Below are 15,544 nucleotides of genomic sequence, written 5' to 3' on the forward strand. Positions count from 1 at the left end.
GGGGCGTATGGTAGCATGCCGCCCGATGCGCGCCCTGGTGCCGCTGCTGACGGCTGCGGCCCTCGCGCTCGGGGGCTGGCTGGCGACCGGAACCGTCACCGTCCGCTCCCTCGACGCGCCCGCCCGCATCGGCCTGATCGGTCCCCCCAGTGCCTTCCTGTCCTTCCTGCTGCCGCTCCTGGCCTTGTCGGCGATCGGCCTGGCCAGGGGCTCGCGCTCGCCCGGCCCGCTCGTCGCGCTCGCGCTCGTCTCGCCGGTGGTGCTGCCGTGGCTGCCGCTGCCCATCCCGGCGGCCTGGCTGGCATGGACCGGCCCCCTCGCCGTCGGCTGGTGGCTCGCCTGCGTCACGTACGTCCACGCTGACGCGTTTCGCCTGCTCGCCCGGCCGCTCGGCGGCATGCTCGGCGCACCCACGCGGGCCCCGTGGTTCGCCGCGGCCGTCACCGGCGTGGCGCTCCTCGCCACGGCGTGGCACACCGCGCCGCAGCACCCGAAGGGCGACGAACCCGACTACCTGGTCATCACCCAGAGCCTGCTCCTCGATCGCGACCTGCGCATCGAGGACAACCACGCGCGGGCCGACTACGCGACATACCACCCGCGGCCCCTGCCCCCGAGCTACCTGGCCCGCGGCACCGACGGCCAGATCTACTCGGTGCATGCGCCGGGGCTGCCGGCGCTGCTCGTTCCCGGTTTCGCCGTGGCCGGATACCGGGGCGCCGTGGCGACGCTCGTCCTGTTCGCGATGTTCGGTGCGTGGCTCGCGTGGCGCGTGAGCTGGCAGGTGACCGGCGACGTGACGGCCAGTTGGGTCGCGACCCTGGCCACCGTGGGCGCGGCGCCGTTCTTCCTGCACGGCGCGGCGATCTTCCCCGACGCGCCGGCGTCGGCGCTCGCGCTGCTGGCCATCGGCGTGTTGCTGCGCGAGGCCGTCAGCAGTGGTGGGCCCGGGTCTGCCGCCCGGCCGTCGGCGGCCCCGTGGGCGCTGGCGTCGCTCGCGCTCGGGCTGTTGCCCTGGCTGCACACGCGCTACGCGCTGATCTCGGTCGGGCTCGGCGCGGCGAGTGCCGCGACGCTGCTCGTCCGGCGCGACTGGCGGGCCCTCGCCGCGTTCGTCGTACCGGCGGCAATCGCCGCGGCCGCGTGGTTCGGGTGCTTCGTCTGGATCTACGGCACGCCTGACCCGTCGGCGCCGTACGGCGCGTACACCCAGATGGCACTCGCGCACCTGCGCCCGGGGCTGCCCGGGCTGCTCGTCGACCAGCAGTTCGGGCTGCTCTCGACGGCCCCAGTGCTGGTCCTGGCACTGGGCGCCCTGCGGTTGTCGGTGCGCCGGGAACGACCAGGTGCCTGGTGGGTGTCGGTGTTGGTGGTGGCCCTCGCCGCGCTCTATACGTCGACGGTCGGCGCCTACCGCATGTGGTGGGGCGGCCTCTCGGCGCCGGCGCGCTTCCTCGTGCCGCTGGTACTGCCGCTGGCGCCGTTCATCGCGCTCGGCTGGCAGTCTCTGCGCACCCGGGCGTCGCGACACCTGGCCATGGCGGCGCTCGTCGTGTCGCTGGCGTGCACCACCGCGCTGGTCGTCGCCGACCACGGAGCGTTGGCCTACAACGTCCGCGACGGGCGGGCGCGCGTGCTCACGTGGGCCAGTCCCCTCGTCGACCTCGTGTCGGCGTTGCCGGCGGCGCACCGCGACCCGCCACACGTGGTCGTGCACGATGCGTTCGCTTGGGCGGCACTCCTGGCCGTCGCGTGGGCCGGGTGGCGACTCGCCGAGCGCCGCGGACGACTGACGCCCGTGGCATCGATGCTCACGCTCGGGCTCGTGGTGGTGCCCGTGGCGTCGGCCACGGTGCGTGCGGGTCACCGGGCGCCAGCCCTGCAACCGGTCGCCTCGCAGGTCCGTTACCTTGCGCGACGCGCCTCGTCGCCTCGGGACGTGCTGGTCGCGATCACGCCGCCACCGACCGGACGGACGCGCACCTGGTTCGATGTCGAACTCGACTCGCGACGACGGACGGGGGCCGCCGACTACACGCTGCTCCGCATCGACGATCTGCCGGCGGGGCGGTATCGCCTGTGGGCCGATGGGGGCGGGCCGGGCGCACGCCTCGGGGTGTCGCTCGGCGACGGACGAACGGCGCGCTTCGCGGCCGACCTCCAGCCGGCGGGTGCCGCGGTGTCGGTGCCCTTCGTGCTCGGCGTGCCGGTGCAGGAACTCGTGGTGAAAGCGTCCCGGGAGGCCGCCGCCAGCGTCCGACGCACCTGGATCGTGGCCGACGAGATCCGGGCCGACGACAGCCCGGCGCCAGCCACCCGACTGCACGCCATCGGCGATCGTGTGTGGCTGCTCCCCGAGGACGGCATCTACCCGGAAGCCGACGGCGCCTGGCTTGCTGGCGACGCGGCGGTGACCGTGGGTGTCACCGGTGACGGGCCGGTTGTCGTGGACCTGCGCGCCGGCACCGCCCCGGTCACGGTGACGTGGACCGGGCGAGCGAGCGGGCGCCTGACGCTGGGGCCGGGGGAGGTGCGGACGGCGACGATGACGCCGCAGCAGGGGCGGCTGCGGATCGAGACGCGCGGCGGTTTCCGGCCCGGACAGGGCACCACCGGCGGTGACCAGCGCTGGCTCGCCGCCTGGATCTCCGCCCGGTAGCGCGCCACTCCCTGGCGACGGATCCGGAGCCTCTTGCTGCCTCTTTGCCCGGACGTAGCCGTCGGTCTCGTCCGACGGTGGGCGTCAGGACTGGGGAGGAGGGTACGCCTTCTGAGCCCTGAGCCCTGAGCCTCGGGCCCGAAGCCGCCGGTCCTAGAAGCGCGCCACGCCCATCAGGTAGTAGCCGTTCATGATGAAGTCGCCGAAGTCGTTGTCCACCTGGTAGCCCAGCGTCAGCCGACGATACCCGCCCGTCACGCCGAGGTTGTTGGTGAAGTTGAAGGTCGCGTACGCGTCGAAGTCGTAGTACCGGCCCGAGTAGTCGCGGTCCTCGTTCTCGGGCAGCCGGAACGCCGAGAACTCGCCGCCGATGGCGAGGTTGGGGAGGATGTATCCGCGTCCCACGAGGCCGATCGCCGGGATCGGCGCCTTGGCTTCCGCGTACTCGCTGGTGATCGGCGTCGTCAACTCGGCGCGCACGTCGGTGTACTTGGCCTCGATGAGGAAGCCGAGGAACCCACGGTCGCGGTAGATGAAGTCGTATTCGTATCCGGCCCGCCAGGCGTTCCACTTGAACTCGCCCTGGATGGGCAGGCCGACCGGGTAGAGCACGCCGTTGAAGATCAGGTTGCGACGCAGCACCGTGTCGACGTCGTACCTGATCGGGATGTACTCGCCCCGGAACTTGTGCTTGCGGCCCGGCCGCAGCACGAGGCGGAAGGCCTGGAACTTGGCCTTGAGCACGTCGAGGTCCTCCGACAGGTTGATGTCGCTGCCGAGGATGCCGAACTGCTCGCTGGAGAAGACGATCTCCGGCGTGGGATTCCAGACCCCATAGGCGATCTCGACGTTGTACTTCTCGCCGGTCGCCGCATTGGATTGCGGCCGCCCGAGGGGGGTGTACTGCGCCAGGGCCGTGCTTGTCGCCAGGATCCACGCCAGGGCCACCCCGGCCGGCATCGCGAAGAGTCGTCGCACCTTCATAGCCACCCCTATCGGACGTTCAATCTGGCTTCTGTAGGGGGCGCCACCGACCTTCCTGATGTCGTCCCCGGCCTTCGGCTGTCGCTCGCCGGCCTTGGGATGTAGCTGCCGGCCTTGGGATGTAGCTGCCGGCCTTGGATGTAGCTGCCGGCCTTGGCCGGCAGTCAGACGGGTTTCGAATCATCACTGACCGTCGACCGAGGTCGACGGCTACCTCTGCGGCCACACGCCCCGACCAGGAACCTCGGACTCCCTATAATCAAGCAGTGTTCTCCGCCTTGCGCCGGTTGGGACCGTATCTCGGCCGTTACCGGCGCCCCATCGCCCTGGGACTGACGTGCGCCGTCTTCTCCAACCTCTTCACCCTGCTCACGCCCTGGGTGCTGAAGTACGCCGTCGATGACCTGACGGCCGGGGTGACCCACGCCAAGATCGGCGGGTATGCGGCGGCCGTGCTCGCCATCTCGGCCGGGGGCGGGCTGTTCCGCTACTTCATGCGCCGGCTCATCGTCGGCGCGTCGCGCGAGATCGAGTACGACCTCCGCAACGACTTCTTCGCGCAGTTGCAGCGCCTGCCACGGGCGTACTTCGACACGGCACGCACCGGCGACCTCATGTCGCGTGCGTCGGCCGACCTCGGCGCCGTCCGCATGATGGTCGGCCCCGCCGCGATGTACGCCGTCTCGACGGGCGTGCTGGCGGTCGCGGCCATCGGCATGATGCTGTCGCTCGACCCGTGGCTCACGCTCATGCTGGTGACCGGCCTGCCGCTGGTGTCGCTGATGGTCAAGCAGTTCGGGCAGGCCATCCACCACCGCTTCCAGCGCATCCAGGCACAGCTGTCCGAAATCAGCGCCATCGCCCAGGAGTCGCTCGCCGGCGTCCGGGTCGTGCGCGCGTACGGGCAGGAGGACGCCGAGCGGCGCAAGTTCCTGGCGGCCAACGACGAGTACGTCGCGCGCAACCGGACGCTCATCCTGCTGCAGGCCTGCTTCTACCCGAGCATGACGCTCGGCTTCGGCCTGGCGATCGTCGCGTTCCTGTACCTCGGCGGGCAAAAGGTGATCCGGGGCGACCTGACGCTCGGCGAGTTCGTCGCCTTCAACGGCTACCTCGGCCAGCTGGCGTGGCCGCTCATTGCGTTCGGATGGGTCACCAACCTGATCCAGCGCGGCACCGCGTCGTGGCAGCGCATGCTCGACGTGCTCGATACCGCTCCCTCGATCGTCGACGCCCCCTCGGCGCGTCCGTTGCCCCGACCCGTGCGCGGTGACCTGCGGGTGCGCGACCTCACCTTCGCGTACGCCACGGGGCCCGCCGTGCTGCACGAAATCGACCTGCACGTGCCGGCCGGCTCCACCCTCGCCATCGTCGGGGGAACGGGCACCGGCAAGTCCACGCTGGTGCACCTGCTCGTCCGGCAATACGACCCGCCGCCGGGCACGGTCTTCCTCGACGGCCACGATGTCCGCGAGGTGCGGCTGGGCGACCTGCGAGGCGCCATCGCGTTCGTGCCGCAGGAGACCTTCCTCTTCAGTGCGTCGCTGGAGGAGAACATCACCTTCGGCTCGATGTCGGCGCCCGGCGAGGCGACGCGGCGGCGCGTGGAGGAGGTCGCTGCGATTGCGCGCCTCGACAAGGACGTGGCGCAGTTTGCCGACGGCTACGCGACGCGCGTCGGCGAGCGCGGCCTGACGCTGTCGGGCGGGCAGAAGCAGCGCACCGCCATCGCGCGTGCGCTGATGACCGACGCCCCGGTCCTGGTGTTCGACGACGCGCTGTCGGCCGTGGACACGTACACGGAGGAGGAGATCCTCACGCGGCTGCGCGAGGTCACCGCCGACCGCACGACGATCATCGTGGCCCACCGCATCTCCGCGGTGCGTCACGCCGACCTGATCATCGTGCTCGACGAGGGGCGCATCGTCGAGCGCGGCACCCACGCCACCCTCGCGCAGGCGGGCGGGCCCTACGCCGAGCTCGTGCGGCAACAGCAGCTCGAGGCGGAGCTGGCGACCTCCTGATGGCTGCCCACGACGACGAGATCCTCGGCAAGGCGTACGACAGCCGGCTGATGCGCCGGCTGATCGGCTACCTGCGGCCGTACTGGGGCCGCGCGCTCCTGGCGCTGGCCGCGATCATCGTCGGCGTCGGCTTCCAGCTGGCGCAGCCGGTGCTCGTCAAGCGCGCCATCGACCAGCACATCGCGACGGGGGACCTGCGTGGCGTCGGCGTTGTCGCGCTCCTGTACCTGGGGACCCTGATCGGCGCGTTCGTCGCCGAGTTCGTGCAGACGACGACGCTGCAGATGCTGGGGCAGCGGATCATGTACGACCTGCGGCGGCAGGTCTACGACCACCTGCAGCGCCTCGATCTCGCCTACTACGACCGCAACCCGGTCGGTCGCCTCATGACGCGCGTGACCAGCGACGTCGACGCGATCAACGACCTGTTCACGTCGGGCGTGGTGTCGGTGTTCGGCGACCTGCTGTCGCTGTGCGGCATCATCGCCGTGCTGGTCTCGCTCGACTGGCGGCTGGCGCTGCTGACGTTCTGCGTGCTGCCCCTGATCCTGATGGTGACGCAGTGGTTCCGCCGCAACGTGCGCGAGTCGTACCGTGAGGTGCGGACGTGGGTGTCGCGGCTGAACGCGTTCCTGCAGGAGAACCTCACGGGGATGGCGACCGTGCAGTTGTTCCGCCGCGAGGGCCGGGCCTTCGAGGAGTTCCAGCGGGTCAACGGCGAGCACCGCGACGCCAACCTGCGGTCGATCTACTACTACGCGGTCTTCTACCCGGCCATCGAGTTGATCGGCGCCCTGTCGACGGCGCTGATCCTCTGGTTCGGCGGCGGCTGGGTGCTGGGCGGCACGCTCACCATCGGCACCCTGGTCGCCTTCACCCAGTACGCGCAGCGCTTCTTCCGGCCCATCTCGGACATGTCCGAGAAGTTCAACCTGCTGCAGGCGGCGATGGCGTCGTCAGAACGGCTGTTCGGGCTGCTGGACACGCCGGTCCGCATCAGCGATTCCGGGGCCTTGGGCCCTGGGCCTTCGGCCTTGACAAACGCCAGGGAAGAAGGGGGTGTCGCGCCCTCGATTGCCCAAGGCCCAAGGTCGAAGGCCGCCGACCGGCCCGCGCTCGGCGCGGGCCGCATCGTGGTGGACGACGTGTCGTTTGCCTACAACCCCGGCGTGGACGTCCTGAAGCACGTGTCGTTCACCGTGGAGCCGGGGCAGCGGATCGGGATCGTCGGCGCCACCGGGTCGGGCAAGAGCACGCTGATCAACCTGCTGCTGCGGTTCTACGACGTGACCAGCGGCCGCATCACGCTCGACGGCCGGGACCTGCGCGAGATGACGCTGGCCGACCTGCGATCGCACTTCGCGCTGGTCCTGCAGGACGTGTACCTGTTCTCGGGCACCATCGCCGGCAACATCCGGCTGGGGCGCGACGACATCAGCGACGCACGGGTGCGCGCCGCCGCGGAGGCGGTGCACGCCGACGTGTTCATCCGCGACCTGCCGCAGGGCTACGACACCCCGGTAGCCGAGCGCGGCGCCACGCTGTCGGTCGGGCAGAAGCAACTGCTCTCGTTCGCCCGCGCGCTGGCCTTCGATCCGCAGATCCTGATCCTCGACGAGGCCACGTCGAGCGTCGACACCGAGACCGAGAACCTGATCCGCGATGCGCTGCACGTGCTGATGGCGGGCCGCACCACCATTGCCATCGCGCACCGCCTGTCGACCATCCAGGACATGGACCGCATCCTGGTGCTCCACCGCGGCGAATTGCGCGAGGCCGGGACGCACCAGGAGCTGCTGGCCCTTCGCGGGATCTATCATCGGTTGTACGAGTTGCAGTATCAGGGGCACATGCCGGCCCCGCAGGGAACCTGAATGATCGACCTCGGACGTGCACGCGTGCTGGTCACCGGCGGCGCGGGCTTCATCGGATCGGCCCTCGTGTGGGGCCTCAACGCGCGCGGCACCTCGCGCATCGTCATCGCCGACCACCTCGGCACCGGCCCGAAGTGGCGCAACCTGCGCGCGCTGCGGTTCGAGGACTACCTCGAGGCCGGCGACCTGCTGCCGCGACTCGAGTCTGGCGCCCTCGGCGCCTTCGACCTCGTGCTGCACATGGGCGCCTGCTCGGCGACCACCGAGCAGGACGCGGCCTATCTCGCCCGGAACAACTACGAGTTCAGCAAGGACCTGTGCCGCTGGGCACTGGGCCGCGGCTCGGCCTTCGTGTACGCCTCGTCGGCGGCGACCTACGGCGACGGCGCGGCCGGCATGGACGACGACCCGGCGTCGATCGAGGCGCTGCGGCCGCTGAACATGTACGGCTACTCGAAGCTGCTGTTCGATCGGTGGGCGCGCGACGAGGGCCTGCTCGGCCGGGTCGCGGGGCTGCGCTTCTTCAACGTGTTCGGCCCCAACGAGGACCACAAGGGCGAGATGCGGTCGGTGGTGCACAAGGCGTACGCGCAGATCCTCGCCGACGGCGAGATCCGCCTGTTCCGCAGTCACCGTCCCGACTACCGCGATGGCGAGCAGCAGCGCGATTTCGTGTACGTCAAGGACGTGGTGGACATGACGCTCCACGTCGCGGCGCACGGCGCGAGCGGCCTCTTCAACATGGGGACGGGACAGGCGCGCACGTGGCTCGACCTCGTGCGTCCGATGTTCACCGCGCTCGGACGGCCCGAGCGCATCACCTTCGTGGACATGCCCGAGACGCTGCGGGCGACGTACCAGTACCACACCCTGGCCGACGTCTCGCGGCTGCGCGCGGCCGGGTACGACGCGGCGCCCACGCCGCTGGCCCAGGCCGTCACCGAGTACGTGCGCGACTACCTCGTGCCCGGCCGACACCTCGGCGACGAGTGAGCTGCCGCGGCCGGCGGCTCACTGAGGGCGGCCCCCCGGGTCGGCGCGTCGGTGGAACCTTCCGAGCCCCGGCGCCGTCCTTTCGGTAACCGAGGGGAGTGGTGTACCCTGCTCCTCTCGGTAACCTAGAGGAGCGTCCATGAGTCGTCCGCCCGACATGCTGCAGGGCATGCTCGATCTGCTCATCCTTCGCGTGTTGCAGCTCGAGTCGATGCACGGCTGGGCCATCGGCCACCGCATCCGCCAGTTGTCCGACGAGGTGTTGCAGGTCCAGCAGGGCTCCTTGTACCCGGCGCTCCACAAGCTCGAGGAACAGGGCTGGATCACGTCGACCTGGGGCGAGAGCGAGAACCGTCGCCGCGCCAAGTACTACGCCCTGACGCGAGCCGGTCGTCGCCGCGTCGCCGAGGAGACCGCCCAATGGGAGCGTCTGTCGGCCGCGATCGCCCTGGTCGTCCGCACCACCTAGGAGTCCGCCGATGCGGCTGCTGACCCGTCTTCGATACCGCCTGCGGGCATTGCTCGGCGGCGCACGTGCCGAGCAGGACCTGGCCGACGAGATCGCCTTCCACCTCGAGGCGCAGGTCGCCGCCTATGTGGAGCAGGGGCTGGATTCGGCCGAGGCCCGCACCCGCGCGCGTCGCGAGTTCGGCTCGCCCGACGTCGTCGCCGAGCAGTGCCGCGACGCCAGGGGCGTGCGGCTGTGGGGGGATGCGTTGCGCGACGTCCGCGCCGGGTGGCGGGCCGCGCTGCGCGCGCCGGGCACGATGGTGGCCGCCGTGCTCACGCTGGCACTCGGCATCGGCAGCGCCACGGCGATGTTCACCGTCATCGACGCCGTGCTGTTGCGACCGCTGCCGTTCCCGGCGGCCGATCGGCTCGTGCGTGCCGACCAGGTCGTGGCGCCTGGCGCCCTGGACGTGATCGCGGCCAACACGACCGTCCTTGCCGAGGTGGGGATCCTGCAGCCGGAGATCGAAGTCAACCTGGGCGCCATCGCCGAGCCGCAGCGCCTGCGCGCCAGTCGCATCTCGGCGGGCGTCCTGCCGATGCTCGGCATCGCGCCGCGCCTCGGCCGCTCGTTCACGCCGGACGACATGGACGGCCGCTCGGCCCCCGTCGTGCTGCTCGCGCATGGCCTCTGGCAGCGTCGCTTCGCCGGCCGGGACGACATCGTCGGGCAGAGCGTGCGAATCGACGGCACCACGCGTGAAGTGGTGGGCGTGCTGCCGGCCGGCGCACTCGGGCCGCTCGCCGACCCCGACGTGGTCCTGCCGGCGACGACACGCGGGCTTCCACCGCCGGAGTTGTGGGGCAGCAGCTACTACCAGTTCCTGGCGCGCGTGCGTGACGGCGGCGGCGTCCAGGCCGCGACCGGCGACCTCCGCCGCATGGCACCGATCATCCGCGACAGCTACCCGTGGCGCATGCCTGACGTGTTCGGCGCGGAGATCGCCGCCTTGCCCCTCCTCGAGAGCCTCGTCGGCGATGTCCGCCAGCGCCTGCTCCTCCTCGGCCTGGCCGTCGGCCTGCTGCTCCTGACTGCCTGCGCCAACGTCGCGACGCTCGTGCTCGCGCGCGCCGTGGTGCGCGAACGCGAGTTCGCGCTGCGCGCCGCGATCGGCGCGTCGAGCCGACGACTCGCGCGACAGCTGCTGACCGAGACGCTCGCACTCTGGATGTGTGGAGGCCTGCTCGGCTGGGGCGTCGCCCATGTGGCATTGACCGCGTTGCAGGCGTGGCTGCCGCCCGACATGCCTCGCCTCGCCGCGCCGTCCCTCGACGTCCGCGCGTGGCTCGGGTGCCTCGGCTTCACCCTGCTGACCGGACTCGTGTTCGGCCTGTTGCCGGCCTGGCGCATCGCGCGTATCGACCTGCTCCCGTTCCTGAAGACCAACGACGGTGGCGTGGCGACCACTGCCGGCCGGCAGGTCGTGGTCAAGGCGCTGGTGGTGGCACAACTGGCGTCCGCGGTGGTGCTGGTGAGCGGCAGCGTGCTGCTCTCGCGCTCGCTCTGGAACCTCGCGCGCGTCTCGCCGGGCTTCGACGCCGGCGACGTGGTCTCGGCCCTGCTGACGCCGGATCGCGCCGCCTGTGCCGACGACGCGGCGTGCGCCACCTTCTATGCGAACGTCAGGGACCGCCTGGCCGGCCTGCCACAGGTGTCGGCGGTCGGGTTTGCCAGCGCCGCCCCACTCGATGCGGGTCCGCTCGCGTTCGCCATCGACATCGAAGGGCATCCAGTGGCGCCCGGCGCACCGGCGCACACGGCCTCGCGCCTCGTGACCACGCCCGGCTACCTCGACGCCGTCGATCAGCCAGTCCTGCGCGGGCGCGACTTCGTCGAGGCCGACGCGTCCTCGGGCGACCTCGTCGTGCTGGTCAACGAGGCCTTCGTCCGGCGGTACTGGCCGGGCCAGGATCCGATCGGCAAGCGGATTCGCTACGTGTGGCAGCCCACCTGGCGTCGGGTGGTGGGCGTGGTCGGCGACGTCCGGCATGCCGGACTCGCGGCCGACGCGCCCCTGGCTTTCCACGTGCCCTACGGCCAGGACGTGCCGCGCGACCTGACGGTGTTCGTCGAGTCGTCGGCGCCGTGGCTGCAGGTGGGGCGTGAGCTGCGCCAGGTGGTGCGCGCCACCCATCCCGACGTACCCGTCAGCAAGCTGGGCCCCTTGCGGGGCCTTGTCGATGCCTCGCTGGCAGGCACCAGTGCCCTGCTCTCGCTGCTGTCGGCGTTCGGCGGCGTCGTGCTGCTCCTCGGCGCGATTGGCACGTACGGCGTGCTGGCCAGCAGCGTCTCCACGCGGCGGCGTGAGATCGGCATCCGGTTGGCGCTGGGGGCCTCGCCTCGGTCAGTGAGACAGCTGGTGCTGCGCGACGCGTTCCGGCTCTGTGCGGCGGCGTTCGCCCTGGGACTGCCCGCGGCGTGGTGGACCGCCAGGCAGGCCGAGCACCTGCTGTTCGGCACCAGCGGACGCGACCTCACGGCGCAACTGGCCGTGCTCGTGGTGATGACGGCGGTGGCGCTGCTCGCGGCGGGCTTGCCGGCCCTCCGCGCGGCGCGTGTCGACCCGCTGCGCGCCGTGCGCGACGCGTGACCGTGCGTCGCACCGTTCGAGGGGGCCGTCCAGGCGTTGGCCGGATGTCGACGCCCACCCGCGACGCCCCGGCCTTCCCAGGCCGTGAGCAGCAAGCCGTGAGGCCTCAGTCCGCCGATGGTGATGGAGCGTCGAGGGCCTGGCGCACGGTCCGTAGCAACGCCTCGACGGTGTAGGGCTTCTTGATGACGTGACGCACGCCGAGGTGCGCGCCGGTGGCCCGGTGCCCCCCGGCCGCGTCGCCCGTCGAGGCCACGAGGCGCACCTCTGGCTCGAGCTTGCGAAGCGCGGCGATCGTCGCCCAGCCGCCGAGGTCGGGCATCGCGAGATCGACGATCACCAGCGCGACGTCATGTCGGTGCTCGCCGTACAGGGTGACGGCGCGGCCACCGTCGGCCGCCTGCATCGTCAGGTAGCCGTGGCGCTCCAGGGTGTGGGCGATCGTCAGGCGCACCGCGTCCTCATCGTCGACCACCAGCACCAGCTCGCCCCGGCCCTCCAGGTCGGCCCCGGGTTCCGGGTCGTGCCACGATGCGAGATCGCGCGGCTCGGCGATCGGCAGCAGGATCTTCAGGGTCCGCTTGCCCGCCTCCTCGCCCTCGACACGCAGGAAACCGTCGTGGCTGCTCGTGATGGCGAGTACGCGGGCCAACCATTGATCCTCTGCGCCGTGGGGCTCGCCGGCCGCGATCCTGGCCAGAACCCTGCCCGACACCGGTAGCCCGCTGTCGCGCAGCGCGATGACCACGTAATCGCCGGCCGGGATCTCGCCGGTCACGCCGGCGAGGGGGGCGTCGTGGGTGACGTTCCTGATCGTGACGGTCACGTGCCCGCCGACCGGCTGCGCGTCCAGCGCCCGCGAGCACAGGTGCCACAACAGTTCGTGGAGCAGCGCCGGGTCGGCTCGCACCGCCCACAGGTCGTCCTGCAGGAGCAGCGTGAAGCCCGGTGCCTGGCCGTGGAGATCCTGCAACCGGCGCTCGAGGACCTGCGCGATGTGCCCGACGTGCACGCGGGTGCGCTGGCCCTGCAGCCCGCGACTGAAGGCCATCACCTGCCGGACCACCGCCGCCCCGCGCTGCACGCTGTCCTCGAGGAGCGCGAGCAGGCCCAGGCCGGCCGCGTCGTGCACGTGCGGGCGAAGCATGTCGGTGACCATCAGCAACGGCGTGAACGCGTTGTTCAGGTCATGGGCCATGCCTGAAGCGAGCGCGGCGACGCTGTCGAGCCGCTGTGGGCAGGGCCTGGTGCCGTCGTTGCCGTTCGCCGCGGCGGGCGGCTCGTCCTGTTGGTGGGAGTCCATCGGGCTGGCCGGGCGCCGGCCCGGTCTGGTGATTGTGCCTCGACTACGGACGAGCGAGCGCGTCCGTTTACCTCACGGCTGCGACGCGGCGCGCTTCTGCGCCAGCAGGAGCAATGAACTCCCGATGGGCATGTCGAGTCGGCGCACGAGCGCCGCCTCCCCCTTGAGCAGGGCCGTGAGCGCGTGGTTGACCGGCGCTGGCGGGATGCTGATCTCGCCGTGCGCTTCCTCGGCGGGCTTGAGGCCACGTCGCCTCTGCCACCAGCGCGACCCGAACATCAGCGGGAAGAGCGAGGCGTTGGTGAAGGTGAGCCGCTCCACGTGGAAGCCGGCGGCCTCCACCATCCCGTGCAGTTCGCCGCGCTCATAGCGGTGGGCCTCCTCGGCCAGCACGGCGTGATCGCCCCGCAGCGCCTCGAGCGCCGCGACGTTCATCACCAGATGGCCGCCAGGCGCGAGGATCCGGTGGAACTCCGCCAGCACCGTCCGGCCGACCTCCGGCGCGAGGCACTGCAGCACGTCGAAGCACGTCACGAGGTCGAAGGCCCCGTCGCGAAAGGGCACCTGCACCACGCTCGCCTGCGCGAGGCGACGAGTGCCGTGGTCCTTGGCGAACTTCAGGCCGGTCCACGTCAGGTCGAATCCGAACGCGGTCCCGTGCTGCGCCAGCAGCGGCAGGTTCACCCCCGTGCCACACCCGCAATCCAGCAGGCGGAGGGGCGGATGCGCGGCCGCGGCGCGGGCCACCAGGGGAGCGACGAACGCGCGGAAGCCCTTGAACCAGAAGTGCTCGCGCTCGGCGCGACGGGTGGCTTCGAGGAGGAGATCCATCAGGACTTGGGCACCGGCGGCGGCGCGGAAGAGGACTGGGATCCGGATGTCGCCTCCGGCGCCTTGCTGCCGGCGGCGGGCGCGTCGGGGGCGTCGGCCTGCGCCTCGCGGCGGCGGAACTCCTGCCTGACCCGGTCGGGCGTGCTGGTTCGCGGATTCCAGCCGAGGCGAATGACCTGCAGGCCGATCGTCCGACGGCCGAACGAGAGCGCCTCGTTGCAGTTCCACATGTAGACGTCGATCTGCCGGCCCTTCACGCGCGGCCCCGTGTCGAGGATCGTGTAGATGCCGTTGTAGCGGGGGCTCAGGCCCTCGACGCGAATGACCGAGCCGACGGGCAGCAGGTCGGGGTCGGCCGCGGCGATGCCCGTCTGGATCCCGGCGCCAGACGCGGTGGTGGTCCCCTTGCAATACGCCGTGGCGCGGAACCGCAGGCGCAGGCCAGGCGCCGGCGAGGCGACGTCCTGTGGGTCCGGCGGCCCGGGCTGCATGACGGGCGCCGTGCCACGCGTGCGCCGGAAGGCGCTCGGCATGTACTCCGAGTCGAAGATCGGACTCTCGTACAGCAGCACGAAACCGAGGGCGGCGGCCGCCGCGACGACGATGCGACGGCGCAGCGAGCGGGTGAGGAGCACTAGTCGCGCCCTCCGAAGTGCTCGAACCCCCCGGGAACGGGACGCACGCGTCCGTCGGCCTCCACGATACAGACATCGGCGTCCCTGGTGCAGACGCCAATCCGGGTCACCGGCGGCAGGCCCTTGCGTGTCGTCGCGTGCATGAAACGGCGGCGGCTGCGTCGAGGCACGGCGAACACCAACTCGTAATCCTCGCCGCCCGACCAGGCGAGCACCTCCGGGTCGGCGCCCGTGGCGGCGGCCACCGGCGCGATGGCGGGGGAGCAGGGCAGGGCTGCGGCCTCGATTCGCATGCCCACGCCGCTGGCCGCGGCCAGTTGGCGGAGGGCGTCGGCAAGGCCGTCGCTCGTGTCCATGCAGGCCGAGGCGGCCTTGTTACGGCCGACCTGCACGCCGAGGGCGACCCGTGCCTCCGGCCGGCGGTACCGCGTGACGGCCAGCTCGAGCTCGGCGGGCACGACCCCTTCCTGAGACCCGGCCCCATCGGGGGAACCCGTTGTCGGGGCGTCGGGACTCGTGTGCCCCGCGAGCAGTCGGAGGGGAGCGCCGCCGCCAGCCAGCTGCAGCCAGGCGAGGCCGGCAGCTGCGGCGCCGACCTCACCGCTGACGTACAGCTCGTCGCCCACCCGCGCGCCGCTGCGCCGGAGCACGTGGCGCGGCTTGGCCGTGCCGCTCACGGTGACGTCGACGAACAGGGCCGGGGACCGCGAGATGTTGCCGCCGATGAGGCGCACGCGCATGGCCTCGGCGGCCTCGACAAGTCCGTCGACGAGGTCGGCCACCCAGCGGGCCTCGAGGTCGCCCGGCAGTCCCAGCGAGAGCAGGGCCCAACGGGGCTCGGCGCCCATCGCCGCGACGTCGCTCAGGTTCACGTGCAGGGCGCGGTGCCCGACGTCGCGCGCGTCGCTGAACGCGCGGCTGAAATGGACCCCGTCGACCATGACGTCCGTCGTCAGCACGTCGACGTGGTTGCGCCGCGGCCTGACGACCGCTGCATCGTCGCCGACGTCGACGAGGAGGTCGGCAGACGCGGGGGCCGCGAGCCGACCCGTGATCCAGCGGATCAGCGCGTGCTCGCCAACCTGCGCGCACGTCGCCGACGGGGCGTGGTCCCACCCCGGGGGCACCTGGCGATCCATG

11 protein-coding genes are annotated in these 15,544 nt (G+C 71.6%); 6 read left to right on the forward strand and 5 right to left on the reverse strand.

Going from position 1 to position 15,544, the window contains the following annotated elements; genetic code table 11:
• Positions 1–25 precede the first annotated feature (25 nt).
• Positions 26–2,659: a hypothetical protein gene (locus TBR22_RS09515; protein ID WP_239492738.1), complete on the forward strand. Its 2,634-nt coding sequence runs from the start codon at positions 26–28 to the stop codon at positions 2,657–2,659.
• 153 nt (positions 2,660–2,812) lie between these two features.
• On the opposite strand, the gene TBR22_RS09520 is transcribed toward TBR22_RS09515, so the two are convergent.
• Complete coding sequence (locus tag TBR22_RS09520; protein ID WP_239492739.1) at positions 2,813–3,643, reverse strand: hypothetical protein; 831 nt, start codon at positions 3,641–3,643, stop codon at positions 2,813–2,815.
• Positions 3,644–3,909: 266 nt separating this feature from the next.
• Here TBR22_RS09520 and TBR22_RS09525 point away from each other — a divergent pair, with 266 nt between their 5' ends.
• From TBR22_RS09525 to TBR22_RS09545, 5 genes are all read left to right on the forward strand, one after another.
• On the forward strand, positions 3,910–5,667 hold the full coding sequence (locus TBR22_RS09525; RefSeq protein ID WP_239492740.1) for an ABC transporter ATP-binding protein: 1,758 nt from the start codon (positions 3,910–3,912) through the stop codon (positions 5,665–5,667).
• Complete coding sequence (locus TBR22_RS09530) at positions 5,667–7,541, forward strand: ABC transporter ATP-binding protein (RefSeq protein ID WP_239492741.1); 1,875 nt, start codon at positions 5,667–5,669, stop codon at positions 7,539–7,541. Before TBR22_RS09525 ends, TBR22_RS09530 begins: the two co-directional genes overlap by 1 nt.
• Positions 7,542–8,534, forward strand: coding sequence for an ADP-glyceromanno-heptose 6-epimerase (gene rfaD, locus TBR22_RS09535; protein WP_239492742.1), 993 nt, complete (start codon positions 7,542–7,544; stop codon positions 8,532–8,534).
• Between the two features lie 139 nt (positions 8,535–8,673).
• Positions 8,674–9,003 (forward strand): PadR family transcriptional regulator, encoded by a 330-nt coding sequence (locus TBR22_RS09540; RefSeq protein ID WP_239492743.1) that lies wholly within the window; start codon positions 8,674–8,676, stop codon positions 9,001–9,003.
• A gap of 10 nt (positions 9,004–9,013) precedes the next feature.
• A complete protein-coding gene (locus tag TBR22_RS09545; protein ID WP_239492744.1) occupies positions 9,014–11,635 on the forward strand; it encodes an ADOP family duplicated permease in 2,622 nt (873 codons plus the stop codon).
• A gap of 106 nt (positions 11,636–11,741) precedes the next feature.
• On the opposite strand, the gene TBR22_RS09550 is transcribed toward TBR22_RS09545, so the two are convergent.
• From TBR22_RS09550 to thiL, 4 genes are all read right to left on the reverse strand, one after another.
• On the reverse strand, positions 11,742–12,833 hold the full coding sequence (locus TBR22_RS09550) for a response regulator (protein ID WP_239492745.1): 1,092 nt from the start codon (positions 12,831–12,833) through the stop codon (positions 11,742–11,744).
• Between the two features lie 177 nt (positions 12,834–13,010).
• A complete protein-coding gene (locus tag TBR22_RS09555; protein ID WP_239492746.1) occupies positions 13,011–13,769 on the reverse strand; it encodes a bifunctional 2-polyprenyl-6-hydroxyphenol methylase/3-demethylubiquinol 3-O-methyltransferase UbiG in 759 nt (252 codons plus the stop codon).
• Positions 13,769–14,404: a 3D domain-containing protein gene (locus TBR22_RS09560; protein ID WP_239492747.1), complete on the reverse strand. Its 636-nt coding sequence runs from the start codon at positions 14,402–14,404 to the stop codon at positions 13,769–13,771. The genes TBR22_RS09555 and TBR22_RS09560 overlap by 1 nt, the downstream gene beginning before the upstream one ends.
• Entirely contained in the window at positions 14,404–15,543 is a 1,140-nt protein-coding gene (gene thiL / locus TBR22_RS09565; RefSeq protein ID WP_239492748.1) for a thiamine-phosphate kinase, read from the reverse strand. Before thiL ends, TBR22_RS09560 begins: the two co-directional genes overlap by 1 nt.
• Position 15,544 lies beyond the last annotated feature (1 nt).

The organism is Luteitalea sp. TBR-22, from assembly GCF_016865485.1.
GTDB lineage: Bacteria > Acidobacteriota > Vicinamibacteria > Vicinamibacterales > Vicinamibacteraceae > Luteitalea.

Coding starts and splice junctions, on each gene's coding strand:
- TBR22_RS09515 (WP_239492738.1), top strand. CDS start 26: ATGCGCGCCCTGGTGCCGCTGCTGACGGCTGCGGCCCTCGCGCTCGGG.
- TBR22_RS09520 (WP_239492739.1), bottom strand. CDS start 3,643: ATGAAGGTGCGACGACTCTTCGCGATGCCGGCCGGGGTGGCCCTGGCG.
- TBR22_RS09530 (WP_239492741.1), top strand. CDS start 5,667: ATGGCTGCCCACGACGACGAGATCCTCGGCAAGGCGTACGACAGCCGG.
- rfaD (WP_239492742.1), top strand. CDS start 7,542: ATGATCGACCTCGGACGTGCACGCGTGCTGGTCACCGGCGGCGCGGGC.
- TBR22_RS09540 (WP_239492743.1), top strand. CDS start 8,674: ATGAGTCGTCCGCCCGACATGCTGCAGGGCATGCTCGATCTGCTCATC.
- TBR22_RS09545 (WP_239492744.1), top strand. CDS start 9,014: ATGCGGCTGCTGACCCGTCTTCGATACCGCCTGCGGGCATTGCTCGGC.
- TBR22_RS09550 (WP_239492745.1), bottom strand. CDS start 12,833: ATGGCCCATGACCTGAACAACGCGTTCACGCCGTTGCTGATGGTCACC.
- TBR22_RS09555 (WP_239492746.1), bottom strand. CDS start 13,769: ATGGATCTCCTCCTCGAAGCCACCCGTCGCGCCGAGCGCGAGCACTTC.
- thiL (WP_239492748.1), bottom strand. CDS start 15,543: ATGGATCGCCAGGTGCCCCCGGGGTGGGACCACGCCCCGTCGGCGACG.